Source organism: Micromonospora pattaloongensis, from assembly GCF_900107255.1.
In the GTDB taxonomy this organism is placed as follows: Bacteria; Actinomycetota; Actinomycetes; order Mycobacteriales; family Micromonosporaceae; genus Micromonospora_I; species Micromonospora_I pattaloongensis.
Genome location: NZ_FNPH01000012.1, coordinates 83,272 through 104,767 on the forward strand (window position 1 = coordinate 83,272; position 21,496 = coordinate 104,767).

21 protein-coding genes are annotated in these 21,496 nt (G+C 72.6%); 8 read left to right on the forward strand and 13 right to left on the reverse strand.

Translation table 11 applies throughout. From position 1 onward, the window contains the following. Positions 1 to 52 precede the first annotated feature (52 nt). Together BLW47_RS22175 and BLW47_RS22180 are read right to left on the reverse strand one after the other, a co-directional pair. Entirely contained in the window at positions 53 to 499 is a 447-nt protein-coding gene (locus BLW47_RS22175) for a MarR family winged helix-turn-helix transcriptional regulator (RefSeq protein WP_175543757.1), read from the reverse strand. 138 nt (positions 500 to 637) lie between these two features. Continuing rightward, entirely contained in the window at positions 638 to 2,104 is a 1,467-nt protein-coding gene (locus BLW47_RS22180; protein WP_091561619.1) for an NCS2 family permease, read from the reverse strand. 210 nt (positions 2,105 to 2,314) lie between these two features. Between BLW47_RS22180 and BLW47_RS22185 the strand changes: the two genes are divergently transcribed. Next, positions 2,315 to 2,515: a DUF2530 domain-containing protein gene (locus BLW47_RS22185; RefSeq protein WP_091561622.1), complete on the forward strand. Its 201-nt coding sequence runs from the start codon at positions 2,315 to 2,317 to the stop codon at positions 2,513 to 2,515. 7 nt (positions 2,516 to 2,522) lie between these two features. Here BLW47_RS22185 and BLW47_RS22190 read toward each other — a convergent pair whose 3' ends face one another. After that, positions 2,523 to 3,353: a DUF3027 domain-containing protein gene (locus BLW47_RS22190; protein WP_091561626.1), complete on the reverse strand. Its 831-nt coding sequence runs from the start codon at positions 3,351 to 3,353 to the stop codon at positions 2,523 to 2,525. A gap of 85 nt (positions 3,354 to 3,438) precedes the next feature. On the opposite strand from BLW47_RS22190, the gene BLW47_RS22195 reads away from it, so the two are divergent. The 3 genes from BLW47_RS22195 (at position 3,439) to BLW47_RS22205 (ending at position 6,683) form a co-directional block, all read left to right on the forward strand. Beyond that, on the forward strand, positions 3,439 to 5,091 hold the full coding sequence (locus BLW47_RS22195) for an MFS transporter (RefSeq protein WP_245736922.1): 1,653 nt from the start codon (positions 3,439 to 3,441) through the stop codon (positions 5,089 to 5,091). Beyond that, a complete protein-coding gene (locus BLW47_RS22200) occupies positions 5,088 to 5,720 on the forward strand; it encodes a futalosine hydrolase (RefSeq protein WP_091561631.1) in 633 nt (210 codons plus the stop codon). Before BLW47_RS22195 ends, BLW47_RS22200 begins: the two co-directional genes overlap by 4 nt. A 132-nt stretch (positions 5,721 to 5,852) precedes the next feature. Next, complete coding sequence (locus BLW47_RS22205) at positions 5,853 to 6,683, forward strand: 1,4-dihydroxy-6-naphtoate synthase (RefSeq protein WP_091561732.1); 831 nt, start codon at positions 5,853 to 5,855, stop codon at positions 6,681 to 6,683. Here the strand turns inward: BLW47_RS22205 and BLW47_RS22210 are convergent. Both BLW47_RS22210 and BLW47_RS22215 read right to left on the reverse strand, forming a co-directional pair. Next, on the reverse strand, positions 6,644 to 7,030 hold the full coding sequence (locus tag BLW47_RS22210; RefSeq protein ID WP_091561729.1) for a cold-shock protein: 387 nt from the start codon (positions 7,028 to 7,030) through the stop codon (positions 6,644 to 6,646). The two genes, BLW47_RS22205 and BLW47_RS22210, sit on opposite strands and share 40 nt — an antisense overlap. Before the next feature lie 17 nt (positions 7,031 to 7,047). Then, positions 7,048 to 7,683, reverse strand: coding sequence for an HAD family hydrolase (locus BLW47_RS22215; protein ID WP_091561726.1), 636 nt, complete (start codon positions 7,681 to 7,683; stop codon positions 7,048 to 7,050). 99 nt (positions 7,684 to 7,782) lie between these two features. Between BLW47_RS22215 and BLW47_RS22220 the strand changes: the two genes are divergently transcribed. After that, positions 7,783 to 10,224, forward strand: a complete 2,442-nt coding sequence (locus BLW47_RS22220) for a helicase-associated domain-containing protein (RefSeq protein ID WP_091561634.1) — start codon at positions 7,783 to 7,785, stop codon at positions 10,222 to 10,224. Between the two features lie 32 nt (positions 10,225 to 10,256). On the opposite strand, the gene BLW47_RS22225 is transcribed toward BLW47_RS22220, so the two are convergent. Both BLW47_RS22225 and BLW47_RS22230 read right to left on the reverse strand, forming a co-directional pair. After that, positions 10,257 to 10,496 (reverse strand): hypothetical protein, encoded by a 240-nt coding sequence (locus tag BLW47_RS22225; RefSeq protein WP_091561636.1) that lies wholly within the window; start codon positions 10,494 to 10,496, stop codon positions 10,257 to 10,259. A gap of 91 nt (positions 10,497 to 10,587) precedes the next feature. Beyond that, positions 10,588 to 11,469, reverse strand: a complete 882-nt coding sequence (locus tag BLW47_RS22230; RefSeq protein WP_091561640.1) for a L,D-transpeptidase family protein — start codon at positions 11,467 to 11,469, stop codon at positions 10,588 to 10,590. A gap of 182 nt (positions 11,470 to 11,651) precedes the next feature. On the opposite strand from BLW47_RS22230, the gene BLW47_RS22235 reads away from it, so the two are divergent. Continuing rightward, on the forward strand, positions 11,652 to 13,310 hold the full coding sequence (locus BLW47_RS22235) for a DNA repair helicase XPB (protein WP_091561644.1): 1,659 nt from the start codon (positions 11,652 to 11,654) through the stop codon (positions 13,308 to 13,310). 111 nt (positions 13,311 to 13,421) lie between these two features. Here BLW47_RS22235 and ligD (BLW47_RS22240) read toward each other — a convergent pair whose 3' ends face one another. Next, positions 13,422 to 14,330 carry a non-homologous end-joining DNA ligase gene (ligD, locus tag BLW47_RS22240; RefSeq protein WP_091561647.1) on the reverse strand — a complete coding sequence of 303 codons (909 nt, stop codon included), beginning with the start codon at positions 14,328 to 14,330 and terminating at the stop codon, positions 13,422 to 13,424. After that, positions 14,320 to 15,261: a non-homologous end-joining DNA ligase gene (gene ligD, locus BLW47_RS22245; RefSeq protein WP_091561651.1), complete on the reverse strand. Its 942-nt coding sequence runs from the start codon at positions 15,259 to 15,261 to the stop codon at positions 14,320 to 14,322. Before ligD (BLW47_RS22245) ends, ligD (BLW47_RS22240) begins: the two co-directional genes overlap by 11 nt. Positions 15,262 to 15,403: 142 nt before the next feature. On the opposite strand from ligD (BLW47_RS22245), the gene ku reads away from it, so the two are divergent. Next, positions 15,404 to 16,393: a non-homologous end joining protein Ku gene (gene ku, locus BLW47_RS22250; RefSeq protein ID WP_091561656.1), complete on the forward strand. Its 990-nt coding sequence runs from the start codon at positions 15,404 to 15,406 to the stop codon at positions 16,391 to 16,393. Between the two features lie 135 nt (positions 16,394 to 16,528). Here ku and BLW47_RS22255 read toward each other — a convergent pair whose 3' ends face one another. Both BLW47_RS22255 and BLW47_RS22260 read right to left on the reverse strand, forming a co-directional pair. After that, on the reverse strand, positions 16,529 to 16,921 hold the full coding sequence (locus BLW47_RS22255) for a PPOX class F420-dependent oxidoreductase (RefSeq protein WP_091561659.1): 393 nt from the start codon (positions 16,919 to 16,921) through the stop codon (positions 16,529 to 16,531). A gap of 90 nt (positions 16,922 to 17,011) precedes the next feature. Next, positions 17,012 to 18,658 (reverse strand): fatty acid--CoA ligase, encoded by a 1,647-nt coding sequence (locus BLW47_RS22260; protein ID WP_091561663.1) that lies wholly within the window; start codon positions 18,656 to 18,658, stop codon positions 17,012 to 17,014. Between the two features lie 140 nt (positions 18,659 to 18,798). Between BLW47_RS22260 and BLW47_RS22265 the strand changes: the two genes are divergently transcribed. Beyond that, the gene (locus BLW47_RS22265) at positions 18,799 to 19,224 is read left to right on the forward strand and encodes an NUDIX domain-containing protein (protein WP_091561735.1); all 426 of its coding nucleotides are present in this window, start codon (positions 18,799 to 18,801) and stop codon (positions 19,222 to 19,224) included. A gap of 46 nt (positions 19,225 to 19,270) precedes the next feature. On the opposite strand, the gene BLW47_RS22270 is transcribed toward BLW47_RS22265, so the two are convergent. Further along, positions 19,271 to 20,902: an MDR family MFS transporter gene (locus tag BLW47_RS22270; RefSeq protein ID WP_091561667.1), complete on the reverse strand. Its 1,632-nt coding sequence runs from the start codon at positions 20,900 to 20,902 to the stop codon at positions 19,271 to 19,273. Further along, a complete protein-coding gene (locus tag BLW47_RS22275; RefSeq protein WP_091561671.1) occupies positions 20,899 to 21,414 on the reverse strand; it encodes a MarR family winged helix-turn-helix transcriptional regulator in 516 nt (171 codons plus the stop codon). The genes BLW47_RS22270 and BLW47_RS22275 overlap by 4 nt, the downstream gene beginning before the upstream one ends. Between the last annotated feature and the right edge of the window lie 82 nt (positions 21,415 to 21,496).

A 21,496-nucleotide genomic window follows, 5' to 3' on the forward strand; every position in this document is an offset into this window, starting at 1 on the left:
GTCGTACGCGTCATCCGTCACGGACGAAGCGGACCCGGTGGCTGGCACGGCCTCAGGCGCGCGCGACCTTCTGCAGGATCTCCGCGGCCCGCCGCAGCGTGTCGCGTTCCTCCGGGGACAGCTCGGCGAGCCGGGTGGCGAGCCATTCGTCGCGCGCCCGCTCGAACTGGGCGAGCGTGTCCCGCCCGGCCTCGGTGGCCGCGAGAATGACCTGCCGGCCGTCGGTCGGATGGGGGGTGCGCTGCACGAGGCCGCGCTCCTCCAGCTTCGCGACGATCCTGGTCATCGTCGGTGGTTGCACCCGCTCGACGTCGGCCAGCTCACGGGGAGTCAGCGCGCCCGCCAGCTCGAGGCTGGTCAGGGCGGAGAGCTGGGTCACCGTGAGGTCGCCGACCGGGCGGGTCTGCCGTACCCGTCGGTTCAGCCGGGTGATCGCGTCGCGCAGCAGCGTCGCCAACTGCGCCGCCGAGACGTTCGACATCACCGTCCGCTCCGTCACGATCGTTAGCTTAACTAATAAGCAACGCTAACGACTACGGTTTATGACCGCAGTCACCCGACCTGCCGTTCTGCCCGCCACGCTACCCGCGGCGACGAAACGGCCCGGGCGCCCGGTTCGGGCACCCGGGCCGCCGGGTCAGAGAATCGCGCTCTCCAGCGGTCCGCGCGCGAAGTAGAGCACGAACAGCAGGGCCACCGCGTACATCAGCGGCCGGACCTCTCGGGCCTTGCCGCGGGCCAGCTTGAGCACGACGTACGTGATCACGCCCGCGCCGATGCCGTTCGAGATCGAGTACGTGAACGGCATCAGCACGATCGCGAGGAACGCCGGGATGGCGATCTCGTAGTCGGACCAGTCGATCGTGCGGACCGCCGTCAGCATCAGGAAGCCGACCACGACCAGCGCGGTGGACGCCGCCTCGAACGGGACCACCACCACCAGCGGCGCCAGGAACATGGCCAGGAGGAAGAGCACGCCGGTCACCAGGTTGGCGGCACCGGTCCGGGCGCCCTCCGCGACACCGGCGGCGCTCTCGATGTACGACGTGTTGCTCGACGTGCTCGCCGCGCCACCCGCCGCCGCGGCGATCGAGTCGACCAGCAGGATCTCCCGGGTGCGCGGCGGCGTCCCGGACTCGTCCAGCAGGGCCCCCTCCTGGCCGACCGCGACCATCGTGCCCATCGTGTCGAAGAAGTCCGTGATCAGCAGCGTGAAGACGAACATCAGCGGAACGAGCCAGCCCACCCGCTCCCACGAGTCCAGCACGTTGAAGTTGCCCAGCAGCGACAGATCCGGGGTGCCCACGACCTTCTCGGGCAGCGCGGGCACGTTCAGCGACCACCCGCTCGGCTTACCGGTCGGCCCGCCCGCCGGCCCCACCTTGGCGATCGCCTCCACGATGATCGCCAGCACGGTGGAGCCGAGGATGCCGATCAGGATCGCGCCCTTGACCCGCCGCACCACCAGCACCAGCGTGAAGAGCAGGCCGACCACGAAGACCAGCGACGGCCAGGTGACCAGCCGGCCGTTCATGCCGAGACCGAGCGGCGGCGAGGCGGTGCCGCCCCGGACGAAGCCCGCGTCCACGAAGCCGATCAGCGCCAGGAAGAGGCCGATGCCGACGCCGATCGCCGTCTTGAGCTGGGTCGGCACGGCGTGGAAGACCGCGGTTCGCAGCCCGGTCAGCACCAGGATGGCGATGATCACACCTTCGATCACGACCAGACCCATGGCGTCGGCCCAGGTCATCTGCGGCGCGATCTCGTACGCGACCAGCGCGTTGACACCGAGCCCGGCGGCGAGCGCGAGCGGGAACCGCCCCACCACGCCCATCAGGATCGTCATCACGCCGGCGACCAGGGCGGTGGCCGCGGCCAGCGCGGGGATCGCCAGGCGCTTGCCGTCCGCGTCGACCGCGTTTCCGATGATCAGCGGGTTGAGCACCACGATGTAGGCCATCGTGAAGAAGGTCGCGAGCCCGCCCCGGACCTCGCGGCCGAGGGTCGAGCCGCGTGCGGTGATTTCAAAGAACCGGTCGAACGCGTTGCGCGGGGTCGGGGTCTCGGGCGTGGACGCGCCGGTGTCGCCCGGGGCAGCAGTCATCAGATCCTCGCAGGCCGATCATGGGTTGACTCGCGCATCGTCGCAGATCACGCGTTACCGCGAAGTTTCGTATTGGTTACAGACTCGCGTGCCGACCAGCATCGTCGCAAGCAATCGACCTCGTCGTACCCTTGCCACGTGTCGCAGCAGCATCCACCGTCCCAGCGATCCGTCGGGCAACCGCCCCGACCGGAGCCGCTCGACCCACCGATGGTCCCGTTCGCCCTCGGCGGCATGGCGCTGTGGGCCGTGGCCGGTCTGGCGCTGCTGCCGTTCCGCGACTGGCTCGCCGCCACCGGGCGCACGAACTGGCTGGGGATCTGCCTGGCCGGGTTCCTCCTCGGCCTGCCCGGCCTCGCCGTGATGCTCCGGCACGACGCGAACCGCCGTCGGCGGCGCGCCGGACACTGACCGACCGTCAGCCGTGCCCGTACGGCTCGGCCGACTCGCCCTCCTCGACCGAACCGGCCGCACGGCTGACCGCGACCGACTCGACCTCGCTGTCGTCGTAGACCGTGGGCAGCTCGTCCACCGGCGTGTCGACGGTCCCGCCGACCGCCTCGGAGTGCGCGCCGCAGCCGTGGTCGGCGCTGACCGCCCGGCCGTCGTCGGGGGCGTAGACGTTGCCGCACACGCCGAAGGCGAGCCGGAGCGCACCGGCGAGCGGCAGGTAGAAGCCGCAACTGCCGCAGCGGGCGGCGCGCGGCGCGCCGACCGAGATCGGCGCCTCGGGACCGTGGTCGCCGTCGTACCACCGCTGGGCGGTCTCGGCCCGACCCTCCCGTGACATCACCCGGGACCGGCCCAGACCCAGCTCCCAGGAGACCTCCTCGACCGCCGGGTCGTCGGAGAGCAGGTATCCGGGAGCGAGCCGCTCGTCGTCCGGGGCGGTCGGCAGCAGGTCGCCGACCCCGAGGTCGCCCGGCTGCAGCCGCTCCTGCCACGGGAGCCAGCCGGGCGCGAGCAGCGCGTCGGGGCCGGGCAGCAGAACCGTCTCGCAGACGGTGACGTGCCGGCTGCGCGGAACCCGCGTGACGGTGACCGCCCAGCGCCAGCCGCGGTAGCCGGCGAGGTGGCATTCGAAGAGATGCGTGACCACCCGGTCGCCCTCGGCGGTCGCGCTCAGGTGCTCGCCGACCTCGGTCGGCTCCACCACCTCGATGAGCGCGTCACGCGCCACATCGACGGCGTTCGCGCAGACCTGGTCGAGGCGGGGGGCACGGGCGGCGGTCCTGGTCACGGCCGACATTCTTCCCTACGTGCGGAGGCAACCGCCAATGACTCCCCGAGCGATCCCCCGGCGGATGCGACAGACCCGGCCAGGATGGGCGAGGATGGTCCACATGCCCCTGCTTCCTTCCCTCGGGCGAGTCGTCGGGACGGCCGTGCGCGGCCTCCGGCTGCTCGGCAGGGGCGCGGTGGGCAGCGGGCGCTGGACGACCCGCCGGGTCGGCCGGCTCCGCGAGCGGGGCGCCGGCGGCGAGCGCGGGATGCTGCGCCTCTTCGATCTCCACGCGGCGTCCTGCGCCGGCGACACGCTGATCGCGATCGGGCTGGCCGGGACCATCTTCTTCGATGTTCCGCTCGGCGAGGCGCGCAGCAAGGTCGGGCTGTACCTGCTGGTCACGATGGTGCCGTTCGCGCTGTTGGCGCCCGTGGTCGGGCCGCTGCTCGACCACTTCCGGCACGGCCGCCGCTACGCGCTGGCCGCCACCATGCTCGGCCGGGCGTTCCTGGCCTGGCTGCTCTCCGACCACATCCACGGCTTCGGGCTCTACCCCGCCGCGTTCGGGGTGCTGGCGCTCTCCCGCGCGTACGGCGTGGGCCGGTCGGCCGCGGTGCCGCGGCTGCTGCCCGAAGGGCTCGGCCTCTCCCAGGCCGGCGCCCGCGCCAGCGTGTACGGCACGATCGCCGGGGCGCTCGTGGTGCCGCTGGGACTCGCGGCGTTCCTGCTCGGCCCGCAGTGGCCGCTCCGGATCGCGTCGCTGATCTTCCTGGTCGGCATGGTGATCGCGCTGCGGCTGCCGCCCCGCGCCGACTCGGACCCCCCGGAGACGATGCCGCGGGCGCTCGCGCTGCTCGCGATCCGCCGCGAAAAGCGTCCGCGGGTGCTCTCCGGACGGCTCGTCACCGCGGCGCTGCTCGGCAGCGCCGCGCTGCGCGGCCTCTACGGGTTCCTGCTGCTCTTCCTCGCGTTCGCGGTGAAGTCGCGCGACCTCACCACCGAGCTGCTGGGCCGCGACCTCGGCGACGAACGGGCGCTCGGCCTGATCGGCGCCGCCTTCGCCGTCGGCACCTTCCTGGCGACCGCCGCCGGCACCCGGCTGCGGATCCATCAGCCCGTCGCGCTGCAGGCCACCGGCCTGGTCGCCGTCGCCGTGGCGGCCACCTTCACCACGCTGCGGTTCTCGCTGCCGACCGTCGCGCTGCTCTGCCTCGTCACCGCGATCGTCAGCGGGATGGCGAAACTCGCGGTCGACGCGGTCATCCAGGAGCGCGTGCACGAGCGCCTGCGGGCGAGCGCGTTCGCGCACTCCGAAACGCTGCTCATGCTGGCGTTCGTCGCCGGCGGCGCGCTGGGCCTGATCCCGGTCGGCGGCCGGATCGGCGTCGGCGCGGCCGCCGCCGGGGTCGTTCTCGCCGCGCTGTGGGCCGTGGTGGCGGCCGCCCGGCTGCGCCGCGAACGCCTCCACGGCCGGGCCGCCTCCGACGCCGACCCGACGTCGACCGCCGCGCCGCACACCCCGACCGCCCCGGTCACGCCGACCGCCGCGTCGACAACGACCGCCGCGCCCACCCCGACCGCCGGGCCGCCGGCCGCGGCGTCCGGGCCGGATGCGCCGCCGGCCGATCCGACGCCGACGCTCGAGGACGTACCGCTCGCGCCGCCGGGCTACCACATCTACCGGCCGTCGTCCGCGGTACGGGGCCCAGGAGTCGGCGGCGACGAGGGATCGCGCCGTGAGTCGCCGGAGGCGCGGGGTTGAGCGGGCTGCTCCTGGTCACGGCCGTCGAGGCCGAGGCCGACGCGCTGCGCGCGGGGCTGACCACCGACGCGGTCACCGTCGCGGCGGTCGGGGTCGGTCCGGCGGCGGTCGCGGCCGGCACCGCGCGACTGCTCGCGCTCGCCGAGGCCGAGGGCCGGCGGTACGACGCGGTGATCAGCGCCGGCATCGGCGGCGGATTCACCCCGCGCGCCCCGGTGGGGGCGACCGTGCTCGCCACCTCCAGCATCGCCGCTGATCTGGGCGCCGACTCCCCGGCAGGCTTCCTCTCCCTGGACGAGCTGGGGTTCGGTCGGATCGCCGTCCCGGTCGATGCCGGGCTGCTCGACACGTTGCGCGCCGCGCTGCCGCACGCCGTCGTCGGCGCGGTGCTCACGGTCAGCACCGTCACCGGTACCGCGGAGCGGGAGCGGGCGCTGGCCGAACGGCATCCCGACGCGGTGGCCGAGGCGATGGAGGGGTACGGCGTCGCGTGCGCCGCGGCCGGCGCCGGTCTCCCCTTCGCGGAGCTGCGCACCATCTCCAACCCGATCGGGCCGCGCGACCGCGGCGCCTGGCGGATCCGCGACGCGTTCACCGCGCTGACCGCCGCCGCGGCCGCCCTCGGCTAGCGCGACCCGCCGCCGGGGCGCGTGGGTCGATCGGCTCAGCGTCCGGGCCGGCGGGGCATCGGGGTGAGGGCGGCGACATCGACGGGACCCGGCCGGCGGGGGCGGTGAGCGGCAGTGACTACGGTGGACGGCGTGGCGCTCTCATTGGCGATCTCGCCCTGCCCCAACGACACGTTCGTGTTCCACGCCCTGGTGCACGGGCTGGTGCCCGGCGCCCCGGCCGTCGAGGTGACGTACGCGGACGTGGACGTCACGAACACCGCGGCGGAGCGCGGAGCGTTCGATCTGGTGAAGGTGAGCTACGCGGCGCTGCCGTGGCTGCTCGACGACTATCACCTGCTGCCCTGCGGCGGCGCGCTCGGCCGGGGCTGTGGCCCGCTGGTGCTGACCGCGGGCGGGCGCACCGACCTGACCGGCGCCACGGTCGCCGTACCCGGCGACCGCACCACCGCGTACCTGCTGTTCCGCCTCTGGTCGGCGCGGCGCCCGCCGGCGCGTATCGAGGTGGTGCCGTTCCACGAGATCATGCCCGGCGTCGCCGCCGGCACGTACGAAGCGGGCCTCGTGATCCACGAGGCCCGCTTCACCTATCCGCGGTTCGGGCTGACCGCGCTGGTCGACCTCGGCGAGTGGTGGGAATCCGACACCGGGCTGCCGATCCCGCTCGGCGCGATCCTCGCCCGCCGGGGCGCCGTGGATCCCGCGGAGGCCGCGGAATGGATCCGGGCCTCCGTGCGACAGGCGTGGGCGAACCCGGAGGCGACCCGGGAGTACGTGCTGGCGCACGCCCAGGAGATGGAGCCGGACGTGGTTGACCGGCACATCGCGCTCTACGTGAACGAGTTCACGGCCGAGCTGGGGCCGGACGGCTACGGCGCGGTCGACGCGCTGCTGCGTCGCGCCGCGGACGCCGGCCTGACGCCTCAGATCTCCAGCTCGCGGGCGACCGCGTGGACCAGCTGAGCCACGGTCTGCGCGGTCTTCTTGTCGGGGAAACGTCCCCGGCGCAGGTCCGGCTGGACCCTGGCCTCCAGCACCTTGATCATGTCTTCGACCATGCCGTGCAGCTCCTCGGCGGGGCGGCGGCGCAGCTCCGCCAGCGACGGCGGCTTGTCCAGCAGCTGGACGCCGAGCGCCTGGGCGCCCTTGCGGCTGTCCACCACGCCGAACTCGATGCGCTGTCCGCTCTTGAGCTCGGCAACACCGGCGGGCAGCGCTCCCTTGGGCAGGAATACGTCGCCACCCTCGTCACTGGTGACGAAGCCGTATCCCTTTCCCGCGTCGTACCACTTCACTCGACCCGTCGGCACCACATACCTCGACTTCACTAATCCGGATGACCCGACAAGGCTAACTGGAGCGACGGCGGAAGCGCTTCCGGGAATCCGGTCAGATCGTCGATCAGCGCCGCCGCGCCCGCCGACACCAGCTCCGCCGCCGAACATGGACCGGTGACAACGCCGACCCCGGGAATCCCCGCGGTCCGGGCGGCGACCATGTCCGCGACGTGGTCGCCCACGTAGAGACCGACGCCGTGCTCCACCAGCGCGGTCGCTTTCTCCTCGGCGAACAGGTCGCCGGCCACCTCGTCGACCGGCAGGCCCAGGTGATCGAGGTGCAGTCGGGCCAGCCGGCCGAGCTTGGAGGTCACCACCACGATCCGGCCGCCGCGCTCCCGGATCCGGCGCAGCGCGTCGACCGCGCCCGGCAGCGGCACCGACGGCGCGATCGCGTGACGGGGGTAGAGCGCCCGGTAGGCGTCGACCGCCGCCTCGACCTGGTCGGTCGGGAACCAGCGGCGAAGCTCGTGGCGGAGCGGCGGGCCGAGCCGGGCCACCGCGGCGGCGGCGTCGACGTACACGCCGGTCTGCCCGGTCAGCGCGCGGTACGTCGCGGCGATGCCGGGGCGGGAGTCGATGAGGGTCATGTCCAGGTCGAACCCGACCGTGAACGCCGCTCGCATCCGCATCCTCCCCGCGGGTGTGGTTTCGATCATCGTCGCACGACCGCGCGCGCATCCCCGCCGCACGGACACGCTCCGGGCGGCTAGCGTTGAACGACGATGACCACCACACTCGCCGACCACCTGAGGTCGCTGCCCGACGAGGCCCTGGGCGCGCTGTTGCAGCTCCGCCCGGACCTGGTCATGCCGGTGCCCGCCGACATCTCCGCGCTCGCCGTGCGCGCCCAGTCGCGGGTGTCGGTGGCGCGCGCCCTCGACGCTCTGGACCAGTTCACGCTGCAGATCCTCGACGGGGTGCGGCTGACCCGGGACCCAGGGGACGGCACGACGTCGGTCGAGGCCGTGGTGGCCGCCGCGCAGGGCGTCGACGCGACCGCGACCCGAGCGGCGCTGGACCGGCTGCGGGCCCGGTTCCTGGTGTACGGGCCGGATTCGGCGCTACACGTCGTGGCGAGCGTGGACGAGGTCTGCTCGCCGTACCCCGCGGGGTTGGGGCGACCGGCGGCGGAGCTGGAATCGCGGACGGCGGCGCTCTGCGCGGACCCGGCGCGGTTACGGCGCACCCTGCTCTCCGCGCCGCCGGCCGCGCGGGCGGTCCTCGACCGGCTCGCCGAGGGCCCGCCGGTGGGCACCGTCAGCGCGGCCGCCCGCACCGGCACCGACGGCGGGGAGTCCCCGGTGCGCTGGCTCGTGGAGAACGGGCTGCTGGTGCCGATCAGCGACGGGGAGGCGGCGCTCGGCGGCCCGGCCGACGCCGTCGAGCTGCCGCGCGAGGTGGGGCTGCTGCTGCGCCGCGACTGCGGGCCGCTCGGCCGGCTGGAGCCGACCGCACCCGCGGTGGCCGCGGTGCGCCGGGACCCGAAATCGGTCGACTCGGCCGGAGCGGGACAGGCCATGGAGGCCATCCGGCACACGGAGGCGCTGGTCGAGGCGGTGGCCGCCGAGCCGGTGCCGATGCTGCGCTCCGGCGGGCTCGGCGTCCGCGACCTGCGTCGGCTCTCCCGGATCACCGGGCTCGACGAGCGCACCGCCGCGCTGCTGGTCGAGGTGGCGTACGCCGCCGGGCTGCTGGGCGAGACCGAGGTGCCGGGGGCGGGCTCGCGGGCCGGCGTCGACCAGCAGGTCATGCCGACCGGCGGGTACGACCTGTGGCGGATGCTGCCGCTGGCCCAGCGCTGGGAGCAACTGGCCGCCTCCTGGCTGGCGATGACGCGCCAGCCGGGGCTGATCGGGCAGCGGGATGAGCGGGACCGGCCGATCAGCGTGCTCTCCGCCGAGGCCGAACGCGCGGGGGCGCCGTCGGCGCGGCGCGAGACACTCGGGGTCCTCGCCGAGCAGGAGCCGGGCGCGGCCCCCGACGTCGACGACGCGCTCCGGCTGCTCGCGTGGCGGGCACCACGGCGCGGCAAGGGACGCGAGCCCGCGCAGCGCGAGGCGCTCAGCGAGGCGGCCCTGCTCGGGCTGATCGGGCTGGGGGCGCTCACCGCGTACGGCAGGCTGCTGGTCGCCGAAGCGACCGCGGCGCGGGAGCTGGCCGACGACGATCCGCTCGGGCTGCGTCCCGGCGGCGAGCAGTCCCCGAACGAGCCGTCGGCCGCCGTGCAGGCGCTCGACGCGTTGCTCCCCGCGCCGGTCGACCACGTGCTCGTCCAGGCCGACCTGACCGTGGTGGTCCCCGGCCCGCCGGAGCCGGAGCTCGGCGCCGAGCTGGAGCTGGTGGCGGAGCCGGAGTCGGCCGGCGGCGCCAGCGTCTACCGGGTGACCGCGACGAGCGTGCGCCGCGCGCTGGACGCCGGGTACGCCGCCGACGACCTGCACACCCTCTTCCGGCGCCGGTCCCGGACCGACGTGCCGCAGGCGCTGACCTACCTGATCGACGATGTGGCGCGCAAGCACGGCGGACTGCGGGCCGGGTCGGCCGGCGCGTACCTGCGCAGCGACGACGAGCCGCTGCTGGCCGAGCTGCTCGCCGACCGACGGCTGGGGCTGCTGTCGCTGCGCCGGCTGGCGCCGACCGTGCTGGCCACGCCGTACCAGCTGGGGCGCATGTTGGACGCGCTGCGCGAGGCCGGCTACGCGCCGGTGCCGGAGGACGCCACCGGCGCGGCCATGCTCACCCGGGGCAGGACGCGGCGGGCCCCCGCGCGCGTCTCCGCGGCGGCGCGGATGGCCGCCACCCTGACCACGCCGCGGCTGACCGGGCCGCGCCTGCTCGGCGTGGTCGAGCAGATCCGCCGCGGCGACGCCGCGGCGCGGGCGGCGCGACGCGCCCCGGTCACGGTGCGCGCCGCGAACGGGCACACCGCGACCGGGCTGACCGCGGCGCAGGCGCACACGCAGGCGCTGGCGGTGCTGCAGCAGGCGGTCCGGGACCGGGCCCTGGTCTGGGTGGGGTACGTGGACGCGCACGGCGCGATCGCGTCCCGGCTGGTCCGGCCGGTCTCGATCGGCGGCGGTTATCTGCGGGCGGAGGACGAACGCACCGAGATGCTGCACACCTTCGCGCTGCACCGGGTCACCGCCGCGGTGCTCGACGAGTAGGCGTCGTCCCCCCGGCGGCCGGCGCGACGGCGTCAGCGGCGGCTGCGCCGTACGGTGCCGACGATGGCGACGATGAGCAGCAGCGCGAAGCCGGTGCCGAGCGCCTCCCCGGCCGAGTCCACGAAGCCCTGCCGGAGCACGAGCCAGCCGAAGAAGAACCAGCCGAGCAGCAGCGCGGCCACCGCCGCGTAGCAGATCACCGTGGTGCGGGAGACCGCGGCGGCGGGCCGGGCGCCGGTGGTGTCCTCCTCCGGCTCGCTCTCCACCGTCATGGGCCCCTCCCCGTCAGATGGCTGCCGACGGTTCCAGACTCGCATCGAATCGACGCCGGTGACAGGGGGATGTCCGGCGAACCCGCCCCGATCAGGTGCCGGGGCGCCGCCCGAACACGTGCACGTCGGTACCGATCTTTCCGAGCTCCCACAGCTGCCGCGCGTCCCGCGGCAGCACGTTGACGCAGCCGTGCGAGCCGATCGACTTGTCGTGGATGTACGTGGTGGTCTCGTGGAAGCCCATGCCGCGGGTGAAGTGCTGCCAGTACGGCAGCCACACCTTGTACGGGCGGGACCACTCGCTCAGGTTGCGGCCGTTGACGGTGAACCTGCCGGTGTCGGTCTGGAACCCGCCGGCCATGCCGGTGCGGGTCACGGTCGGCGCCATCACGACCTTCCCGTCGCGCATCGCCCAGACCGTCTGCAGGGTCAGGTCGACGCAGAACGTCGTGCCCTTGCCCGCGTCGCACGCGTCGGTGTCGGTGGCGGCCAGCCGGCGCGCCACGTCGGCGGTCGTGGGTCCGGCGCGGCCCTCGGCGGGCACGATGCCGTACCGCCGCTGGAACTTCTTGATCGCCGCGCAGTCCTCGGCCGACTGCCTGCCGTCGACCGTGACCGGGCCGAACGTCTCCAACCGGGCCAGATGGGTCTCGACCTCGCGCTGCTTCTCCCCCACCGGACAGCCGGCCCGCGTCTTCGCGGTGGTCGTCGTGCCGCTCGACCGGCTCGGCGACGCCGTCGCCGTGGGCTTCGGCTTCGCCGGGGTCGGGCTCGCCTCGACCGTCGGGGCGCTCTCCCGCTGGTCCGGCCCGGGCGTCGCGCTCGCCCCCGTTTCGCCGCCCGCACCGGCTGCCAGCTGCGGGCGGTCGCCCCCACTGTCGCCGGGTTGCGGATCGAACGCGCACGCACCGGCGCCGACCAGCGTGACCGCTGTCATGGCGGCGAGCCGCATGATGACACGGATGTGAACCATCGGGCCCTCCCCAAGGCAGCTGTCGTCCCCTAGACGCATGTAACTGCCCGTACGGTTGCGGGAGCCGGAGAGTTTCTCCGGTTCGTTACCGACTAGTCGGCAGTGCGCCGCCTCACCTGAGCACCCGGCCGCGGGTTTTCGCCGTGCAAGACTGGAGGGTCTTCCACAGAAGGGGAACCGACGTGAGCGGTGGACCGCTGATCGTGCAATCCGACAAGACACTGCTGCTGGAGATCGACCATCCGGACGCGCAGGCCTGCCGGATGGCGATCGCACCCTTCGCCGAGCTGGAGCGCTCGCCGGAGCACGTGCACACGTACCGGCTGACGCCGTTGGGGCTGTGGAACGCCCGGGCGGCCGGGCACGACGCCGAGGGCGTGGTGGACGCGCTGCTGAAGTACTCGCGCTACCCGGTCCCGCACGCGCTGCTGGTCGACGTCGCCGAGACGATGGACCGGTACGGCCGGCTGCAACTGGTCAACCATCCGACGCACGGCCTGGTGCTGCACGCCTTCGACCGCGTCGTGCTGGTCGAGGTCACCAAGAGCAAGAAGCTGGCCGGGATGTTCGGGGCGCGGGTCGACGACGACACGATCGTGGTGCACCCCTCCGAGCGCGGCCGGCTGAAGCAGGGCCTGCTCAAGCTCGGCTGGCCGGCCGAGGACCTGGCCGGGTACGTCGACGGTGAGGCGCACCCGATCGAGCTGGCCGAGGCCGGCAAGGACGGCCGGCCCGCCTGGACGCTGCGCTCGTACCAGCGGGAGGCGGTGGAGCAGTTCTGGGCCGGCGGGTCGGGCGTGGTGGTGCTGCCGTGCGGCGCCGGCAAGACGATGGTCGGGGCGGCGGCGATGGCCGAGGCGAAGGCGACCACGCTGATCCTGGTGACCAACACGGTCGCCGGGCGGCAGTGGAAACGCGAGCTGATCGCGCGCACGTCGCTGACCGAGGAGGAGGTCGGCGAGTACTCGGGCGAGCGCAAGGAGATCCGCCCGGTCACCATCGCCACGTACCAGGTGCTGACCTCGCGGCGCGGCGGCGCCTTCACCCACCTCGACCTGTTCGGCGCCCGCGACTGGGGCCTGGTCATCTACGACGAGGTGCACCTGCTCCCGGCGCCGATCTTCCGGTTCACCGCCGACCTGCAGGCCCGCCGCCGGCTGGGGCTGACCGCGACGCTGGTCCGGGAGGACGGCCGCGAGGGCGACGTCTTCTCGCTGATCGGGCCGAAGCGCTACGACGCGCCGTGGAAGGACATCGAGGCGCAGGGCTGGATCGCCCCGGCGGACTGCACCGAGGTCCGGGTGACGCTCACCGACGCCGAGCGGATGGCGTACGCGACGGCGGAGCCGGAGGAGCGCTACCGGGTGGCGGCGACGGCCCGGACGAAGCTGCCGGTGGTCAAGTCGATCGTGGCCAAGCACCGCGACGATCAGGTGCTGGTGATCGGCGGGTACATCGATCAGCTGCACGAGCTGGGCGAATACCTGGACGCGCCGATCGTGCAGGGATCGACGACGAACAAGGAGCGGGAGCGGCTCTTCGACGCGTTCCGCTCGGGCGAGATCTCCACGCTGGTGATCTCCAAGGTCGGAAACTTCTCGATCGACCTGCCGGAGGCGGCGGTGGCGATCCAGGTCTCCGGCACGTTCGGATCGCGGCAGGAGGAGGCGCAGCGGCTGGGCCGGGTGCTGCGGCCGAAGGCCGACGGCCGGCAGGCGCACTTCTACACGGTCGTCTCGCGGGACACCATCGACACCGAGTACGCCGCGCACCGCCAGCGCTTCCTCGCCGAGCAGGGCTACGCGTACACGATCGTCGACGCCGACGACGTGCTGGCGTAAGACCACCGCGAAGATCGCGACGATCTTGGACTTATGGCGAGGATCTGCGGCATTTGCGGAGCCATAAGTCCAAGATCGTGCGAATCTTGCGGCGACGAGCGCCAGGTCACGTCACGCCGGGACCTCGGGGCCGCCGTCCAGCAGCGGCGCCATCAGGTCCCCGTACTCGTCGATCCGGGCCAGGACCTCGGCGGCGGTGAACTGCCGGGCCTTTCGCCGGCCCGCGACCACGGCCTCCACCTCGTCCCAGGTGAGCGGCGTCGACGCCGACGGCACCGGCTGCGCGCGCAGCGAGTACGGGGCCACCGTCGTCTTGGCCGCGTTGTTCTGGCTCCAGTCGATGAAGATCTTTCCTGGGCGCAGCTTCTTCGCCATCTTCGACGTGATCGACTTCGGCGCGCCGCGCTCCAACTCCTCCGCGACCCGCCGGACGTACCCGGAGATGACCTCCGACGACTGCCGCCCGGAGACGGCCGCGGCGAGCTGCAGCCCCTTCTTGCCCGACGTCTTCGGGTAGGTCGTGATGCCATCGTCGGCGAGCCGGTCCCGCATCAGCACGGCCACCGCGCAGCACTCGGCCAGCCCGGCGGGCGCCCCCGGGTCGAGGTCGACCACGAGCAGGTCCGGGTCGGCGCCGATCCTCCACTGCGGGGTGTGCAGTTCGAGCGCGGCGAGGTTGGCGAGCCAGACCAGGGTCGGCAGGTCGTCCGCGACCACGTAGTCGACGGCCTCGCGCTCTTTCGTGGAGCCGGGGGCCGGCAGCCGCTCCCGCCGCACCCAGTCCGGGGTGTTCTGCGGCGCGTTCTTCTCGAAGAACGACTGCCCGTCGACGCCGTTCGGGAAGCGGATCCGGGTCAGCGCCCGGTCACGGATGTGCGGCAGCAGGGTCGGCGCGATCCGACTGTAGTAGTCGATCACTTCGCCCTTGGTGAAGCCCTCCGCCGGGTAGAGCACCTTCTCCAGGTTGGAGAGCTCCAGCTCCCGCCCCTCGACCTCCACCTTGATCCGGTCACGCGCCATCGTCGACGTCCTCGGGCCGGAGGTCGGGGCGCAGCCGGAGGAAGCGCGGGAAGCGCAGCCGCCCGTCCGGCGTCCGCTGGCTGTACTTCACCTCGATCACGGTCTCCGGTCTTACCCAGATCGCGCCGCGGGCATCCGCACGGGGCACCGGCGCCGCGAACGGCGGCCCCGGCGCGCGCAACGGCTCCAACACCGCGAGCAGCTCGCGCTCGGTCACCGCCCCGATCCCCCCGCCGACGCGCCCCCGGAAGACCAGCCGGCCGTCCGGCGTCGGCGCACCGACCAGCAGCCCGCCGATCCTGCGCGCGCCGGGGCGCCAGCCGCCGACCACGAAGTCCCGGGTCAGCTCCCGCTTGACCTTCACCCAGTCCGGTGAACGCACCCCGCCGCGGTAGGCCGAGTCCAGCCGCTTGGCGACCACGCCCTCCAGGCCGTGCTCCTCCGCGGTCGCCCAGGTGGCCCCGCCGTCGGTGAAGGTCGGCGGGACCGCCCACCGCGGGCCGGCGAGGCCGAGCGACTCCAGCGCCGCCCGCCGGTCCCGATAGGACCGGGCGGTCAGGTCGACGCCGTGGAGCCGGAGCACGTCGAAGATCATGTACGTCACCGGCACCGTCGCGGCGAGCCGGGCCGCCCGGGCCGGCTCGCGTACGTGCATCCGCTCGGCGAGCGCGGTGAACGACGGGGTCCCCTTGTCGGTCAGCGCCACGATCTCGCCGTCGAGCAGCGCGTCCTCCACCCCCGTCGCCAGCGGCGCCAACTCGGGGTACGCGGCGGTGATCTCGACACCGGAGCGCGCGAAGAAACGCCCGACGCCGCCGGCCAGATCGGCGACGGCCCTTACGCCGTCCCACTTGAACTCGTAGCTCCAGCCCGCGCCGGTGGGCAGCTCGCCGGTGGTGGCGAGCATCGGCTTGAGGGGCGGGCCGGACACGCCCTCACTGTAGATCGACTGTGAAGTCCTCGCGTCCGGTTCGTTCCGATGCCATCCTGTCAATACCGCGCTGACCAGAAAGTTTGGCGGGGGTTACGACTGGTCGCGGTGGGGCCGACCCACCCGTTGGGTAAGGAGTGGCATGCGCGCTATCTGGAAGGGCGCCGTCTCGTTCGGCCTGGTCTCGATCGCGGTACGGCTGTACTCCGCGACCGAGGAGAAGGACATCCGCTTCCACCAGGTGCACCGGGAGGACGGCGGACGGATCCGCTACAAGCGCACCTGCTCGATCTGCGGCGAGGAGGTCACCTACGACGACATCGCCAAGGGGTACGACATCGGCGGCGGCGAGATGGTGATCCTCAGCGACGAGGACTTCGCCGACCTGCCGCTGACCACCTCGCACGCGATCGACGTGCTGGAGTTCGTCCCCGCCGAGCAGGTCGACCCGATCCTCTACAACAAGGCGTACTTCCTGGAGCCGGAGGGCGCCGCCACCAAGCCGTACGTGCTGCTGCGCGACGCGCTCACCGACTCGGACCGGGTGGCGATCGTCAAGGTGGCGCTCCGGCAGCGCGAGCAGCTCGCCACGCTGCGGGTGCGCGAAGGGGTGCTGCTGCTCAACACGATGCTCTGGCCGGACGAGGTGCGCACCGCGGACTTCGGCTTCCTCGACGACGACATCCAGGTCCGCCCGCCGGAGCTGGCGATGGCGAGCTCGCTGATCGACTCGATGGCCGGGGACTTCCGGCCGGACGAGTACAGCGACAACTACCGGGCGGCGCTGCAGGAGGTGATCGACGCCAAGGTCGAGGGCCGCGAGATCGTGCAGCCGGAGGAGGTCGAGGAGGCGCCGGCCGCGGCGGTGGACCTGATGGCGGCGCTGCGCGCCTCGGTCGACCGGGCCCGGGCCGCGCGCGGCGAGGCGCCCGCGGAGGGGGCGAAGGAGCCGACCCCGATCTCGGCGGCGAAGTCGGCCAAGAAGGCCGCGGAACCGGCCAAGAAGGCCCCCGCCAAGAAGACCGCCAAGAAGACCGCCGAAAAGAAGGCCACCCCCGCCAAGAAGACCGCAGCCAAAAAGACCGCGGAAAAGAAGACCCCCGCCAAAAAAACCCCCCGCAAAACCGCCTAGCCCCCAGCCCCCCGCGACCCCCCAGCCCCCGCGCGATCTTGCAGTTATGGCCGCAGTTATGACCCGTTTGGAGTCTTATGTGACGGCCATAACTGCAAGATCGCGGGGCGGGGGGGGGTGGGCGGGCGGGTGGGGTTAGCCGCGGCCGAGTTTTTGGGTTGGCTTGATCTTGACGATCACGCGTACGTCGCCGGGCTGCCCGAACGGGTAGCTCTCCTGGCCCAGGTACTTCTTCGCCATCTTGTTGATGTGCTGGTCCGCGCCCTCCTCGGTCATCTCGACCGTTCCCTTCACCCACAGGGTCCGCATGTCGTCGGCCTTGTCGGCGATCGAGACCGCCACCACGGGGTTGCGGAGCATGTTGGCGTGCTTCTTCCGCCCGCGCACCGTGTTGAACACGATGTGCTCGCCGTCGGTGTCGACCCACACGGGCGTGACGTGCGGGGTGCCGTCGGGTTCGATCGTCGCGACGTGCGCGAGCTGCGCTTCCTGGAGCAGGGCCAGGTCCACTTCGGTGAGGATCCCCATGGTCAGAACTTACCGGCGCTGTGCCGGCGGAAGGCCGCCGATCGCACGCAGAGGCGCGACGCCGATCAGACAGGGACGGCTGCGGCGCGGTTACGCGCCGAACTGGTGGACGTTCAGGGTGCCCTCGGCGTACGTCGCGCGCACCCGCTTCTTGTCGAACTTGCCCACCGAGGTCTTCGGCACCGCCTCGATGAACGCCCACCGCTCCGGCAGCTGCCACTTCGCCACCCGCTGGGCGAGGAAGTCCCGCAGCTCGTCGACGGTGACCGTCGACCCTTCCCGCAGCACGACGGTCGCCAGCGGCCGCTCGTCCCAACGCTCGTCCGGCACGCCGACCACGCACGCCTCCAGCACCGCCGGGTGCGCCATCAGCTCGTTCTCCAGCTCCACCGACGAGATCCACTCCCCGCCGGACTTGATGACGTCCTTGGCGCGGTCGGTCAGCGTCAGGTAGCCGTCCGGCGAGAGCGTGCCGACGTCGCCGGTGCGGAGCCAGCCGTCCCGGAACTTCTCCGGGTCCGGCTCGTCCTCGCCGACGTACCGGGCCGTGATCCACGGCCCCCGGACCTCCAGCTCGCCCACGGCCTCGCCGTCGGCGGGCATCTCCTCCCCCACCGGCCCGACGATCCGCGCGGCGACCCCGGCCGGCACCCGACCCTGGGTGTAGCGGTAGCGCCACGCCGCCTCGCCGGTCGCCCCGGCCGGCGGCCGGGAGACCGAACCGAGCGGGGACATCTCCGTCATGCCCCACGCGTGGATGACGGAGATGTCGTGCCGTTCCGCGAACGCGTGCATCAGCGCGGGCGGGCAGGCGGCGCCGCCGACGATCGCCTCCTTGACCGACGAGGTGTCGGTCGGGTTGGCGTCGAGGTAGGCGAGCAGGTCGTTCCAGATCGTCGGCACCGCCGCGGCGAGCGTGGGCCGCTCGGTGGCCATCATCTGCGCGATCGGCGCGGCCTGCAGGAAGCGGTCCGGCATGATCAGCGACGCGCCGGAGAGGAACGCCGCGTACGGCAGCCCCCAGGACATCGCGTGGAACATCGGCACGATGGCGAGCTCGCGGTCGGCCGGGCCGAGCCCGAATCCCTCCGGCATGCAGACCTGCATCGAGTGCAGCCAGATCGAGCGGTGCGAGTAGGCGACGCCCTTGGGGTTGCCGGTGGTCCCGGAGGTGTAGCAGAGCGCGGCCGCGTCCCGCTCGTCGACCTCGGGCCAGTCGAAGCGGTCCGGCTTGTCGGCCAGCAGCTCCGCCCAGTCGTGTACGGCGACCCGGCCACCACCGGCCTCCACCAGCGGGGCGGAGTCGCCGCCGCCGACCACGACCACGTGCTCGACGGTGGTCATCTGCGGCAGCACCCTGACGAGCAGCGGGATCAGCGTCGAGTCGACCAGGACGACCCGGTCGGTGGCGTGATTCGCGATGTACGCGACCTGCTCCGGGAAGAGCCGGATGTTGAGGGTGTGCAGCACGGCACCCATGCTGGGCACCGCGAAGTACGCGATCAGGTGCTCCGCGTTGTTCCACATGAACGTCGCGACCCGTTGGTCGCCGACCACTCCGAGATCGTCGCGCAGCGCGTGCGCGAGGCGCGCCGCCGCGGCACCGACCTCGGCGTACGTCATCCGGCGCGGCTGCGCGCCGGTCCAGGTGACCACCTCCGCGGCGGCGTGGACCGTGCTGCCGTGCTCGAGGATCCGGGAGATCTGCAGCGGGGCGTCCATCATCGTGCTACGCATGGGTAGCAAGGTAGTGCGCCAGGTCACAGAAGCGGAAGAGGTGACCGGCGAGACGCTCTAGGGTGGTCGGCGTGGCGACTATCGGATGGGCCGAGTCCTACCTCGGACAGCTGCGGGCGCTGGCGGGCGACCGCATCCTGATGTTCACGGGTTCGCGCGGCGTGCTCCGCGACGGCGACGGGCGCGTGCTGCTGATCGAGCGCTCCGACAACGGCTACTGGGCGATGCCGGCGGGGGCGATGGAGCTCGGCGAGTCGATCACCGAATGCGTGACCCGCGAGGTGTGGGAGGAGACGGGCCTGCGGGTCCGCACCGTCACCCCGTTCGCCCTCTACACCGGCGGCGACTACACCTTCACCAACATGTACGGCGACACCTATCAGCTCTTCGTGACGGCGTTCCGGATCGACGCCTGGGACGGCGAGCTGGCCCGGCAGACCACCGAGACCACCGACGCGCGGTTCTTCCCGCCGGACGCGCTGCCGTCGCCGCTCTCGCCGACGGTCGCGGAGACCCTGGCCGACCTCGACGCCTTCGAACGCACCGGCCGGCTCATCCTGAAATAGCCGACGGCCCCGCCACGTGACGTGGCGGGGCCGTTCGTGGGCGGCCTCAGATCATGCTCTGCGCCTTGGCCTCCATGTCGGCGGCGGCCTCGTCGCCGGTCTCGGAGTCCAGCGACTTCCCGGACCGGGAGCCCGGACCGCCGCGCAACTCGCGGTCCGGCAGCGCCAGGGTGACCAGCACCGCGAGGATCGCGACCAGCCCGGTGACCAGGAAGACCGTGTGCAGCGAGTCGACGAAGGCCGACTGGATGGCGGCCCGGATCGGCTCCGGCAGGGCCAGGATGCGGGACGGTTCGTTGATCGAGATGTTCTTCGCGCCGCTGGCGGCGAACTGAGCGGCCTGCGCGGGCGGCAGCTGCGCGATCGCCGCCGGCATCCGTGCGGCGAGCGCGTCGGCGAGCCGGGCGGTGAGCACCGCGCCGAGGATCGCCACGCCGAACGAGCCGCCCAGCGACCGGAAGAACGTCGCCGCCGACGTGCCGGCGCCGAGGTCCTTGAGGTCGACGGCGTTCTGCACGGCGAGGATCAGCGACTGCATGCCCAGGCCCATGCCGACGCCGATCACCACCATGTAGATGAACGCGACCCAGAGTGAGGTCTCGACCTGCAGGCGGGTGAAGAGCAGCATGCCGACGACGAGCACGGCCGAGCCGGCGACCGGGAACCACTTGTAGCGCCCGGTCCGGCTCATCGCGCGCCCGGACAGGATCGAGGTCGCGATGATGCCGGCCATCATCGGCAGCATCAGCAGGCCGCTGCGGGTCGGCGACGCGCCCTTGACGATCTGCAGGTAGAGCGGGATGAAGATGATCGACCCGAACATGACCAGACCGAGCACGAAGCCCGCGATGTTGGCCAGCGCGAAGGTCGGCCGCCGGAAGAGCCCGAGCGGCAGGATCGGCTCCGGCACCCGGGTCTCCTGGAACACGAAGAGCACGCTGAGCACCGCGCCGGCGACGAAGAGCCCGATGATCGTCGCCGAGCTCCAGGCGTACTGGTTGCCGCCCCAGCTCAGCGCGAGCAGCACGCAGCTGACCCCGGCCACCAGCAGGCCGGCGCCGAGCCAGTCGATCGCGTGGTTGCGGCGCTGGAACGGGATCAGCCGCATGACGCGGTAGCAGACCACGATCGCGAGGATGCCGAGCGGAATGTTGATGTAGAAGATCCAGCGCCAGTTGTGCTCGGCGAAGTAGCCGCCGACCAGCGGCCCGGCCACCGACGACAGCCCGAAGACCGCGCCGAACAGTCCCTGGTAGCGCCCGCGCTCGCGGGGCGACACCACGTCGGAGATGATCGTGAACGCGAGCGTCATCAGACCGCCCGCGCCGATCCCCTGGATGCCCCGCGTGACGATCAGCTGGAGCATGTCCTGTGACAGGCCGGCGAGCAGCGAACCGACCAGGAACGTGCCGATCGAGAAGAGGAACACGGGCCGGCGCCCGTACAGGTCGGCCATCTTCCCGTAGAGGGGGGTCGAGGCGGTCGACGCGAGCAGGTACGACGTCACCACCCACGAGTAGTGGTTGATCCCGCCCAGCTCGCCGACGATCGTCGGCAGCGCCGTTCCCACGATCGTCTGGTCGAGCGCGGCCAGCAGCATGCCGGTCATCAGCCCGACCATCAGGGTCAGGATCTGCCGATGCGTCAGCGTGGGTCGCACCTCGGCGGATGTGGTCATTGCGTCTCTTCCTCTCGTGCCCGTGGGCGGACGCCCGCGGGATCCGATCCCCCGTAAGGAACAGCGATCGAATCGTTGAGCCGGGTGAAGAGCCGGACGAACTCCCGGCGCTCCTCCGGTGTCCAGTCGGCCAGCAACTCCCGCAGGGCGCCGACCCAGCTCCGGCGGTGACGCGCGAATGCCTCACGTCCAGTTTCGGTCGCCGCGATGACCCATGCCCGCCGATCGGCGGGATCGGGGCTGCGGGACGCGAGGCCGGCCGTCTGCAACGCGCCGGCCTGGCGGCTCACGGTCGACAGGTCGAGCGCGAGGTCCTCGGCGAGCGCGGTGAGCCGGGCCGGTCCGGCGCCGACCAGCCGGGCCAGCAGGGTGTACGCCGCGCGTTCCAGCGGTGGGTCGAACGACATCCGCTGGTACATCCGCTGGGTGCGCCGGTGGAACTGGCCGATCAGCTGCCCGAGGACGACGTACTCGTCGTCCGGTCCGGTCCGCCGATCCACAACCCACCCCATCGGAAAAACTTGCCTCAGGCAAGCATTTTGTCAGTCATCGTCACCCGGACGCACCCGAAATACGATGTGATCCAGAGCATGC

Excerpts from the sequence above, each read along its gene's own strand:
- BLW47_RS22180 (WP_091561619.1), bottom strand. The coding sequence starts at position 2,104 with ATGACTGCTGCCCCGGGCGACACCGGCGCGTCCACGCCCGAGACCCCG.
- BLW47_RS22185 (WP_091561622.1), top strand. The coding sequence starts at position 2,315 with ATGGTCCCGTTCGCCCTCGGCGGCATGGCGCTGTGGGCCGTGGCCGGT.
- BLW47_RS22190 (WP_091561626.1), bottom strand. The coding sequence starts at position 3,353 with ATGTCGGCCGTGACCAGGACCGCCGCCCGTGCCCCCCGCCTCGACCAG.
- BLW47_RS22195 (WP_245736922.1), top strand. The coding sequence starts at position 3,439 with ATGGTCCACATGCCCCTGCTTCCTTCCCTCGGGCGAGTCGTCGGGACG.
- BLW47_RS22215 (WP_091561726.1), bottom strand. The coding sequence starts at position 7,683 with ATGCGAGCGGCGTTCACGGTCGGGTTCGACCTGGACATGACCCTCATC.
- BLW47_RS22220 (WP_091561634.1), top strand. The coding sequence starts at position 7,783 with ATGACCACCACACTCGCCGACCACCTGAGGTCGCTGCCCGACGAGGCC.
- BLW47_RS22225 (WP_091561636.1), bottom strand. The coding sequence starts at position 10,496 with ATGACGGTGGAGAGCGAGCCGGAGGAGGACACCACCGGCGCCCGGCCC.
- BLW47_RS22230 (WP_091561640.1), bottom strand. The coding sequence starts at position 11,469 with ATGGTTCACATCCGTGTCATCATGCGGCTCGCCGCCATGACAGCGGTC.
- ligD (WP_091561647.1), bottom strand. The coding sequence starts at position 14,330 with ATGGCGCGTGACCGGATCAAGGTGGAGGTCGAGGGGCGGGAGCTGGAG.
- ku (WP_091561656.1), top strand. The coding sequence starts at position 15,404 with ATGCGCGCTATCTGGAAGGGCGCCGTCTCGTTCGGCCTGGTCTCGATC.
- BLW47_RS22255 (WP_091561659.1), bottom strand. The coding sequence starts at position 16,921 with ATGGGGATCCTCACCGAAGTGGACCTGGCCCTGCTCCAGGAAGCGCAG.
- BLW47_RS22260 (WP_091561663.1), bottom strand. The coding sequence starts at position 18,658 with ATGCGTAGCACGATGATGGACGCCCCGCTGCAGATCTCCCGGATCCTC.
- BLW47_RS22265 (WP_091561735.1), top strand. The coding sequence starts at position 18,799 with ATGTTCACGGGTTCGCGCGGCGTGCTCCGCGACGGCGACGGGCGCGTG.
- BLW47_RS22270 (WP_091561667.1), bottom strand. The coding sequence starts at position 20,902 with ATGACCACATCCGCCGAGGTGCGACCCACGCTGACGCATCGGCAGATC.
- BLW47_RS22275 (WP_091561671.1), bottom strand. The coding sequence starts at position 21,414 with ATGGGGTGGGTTGTGGATCGGCGGACCGGACCGGACGACGAGTACGTC.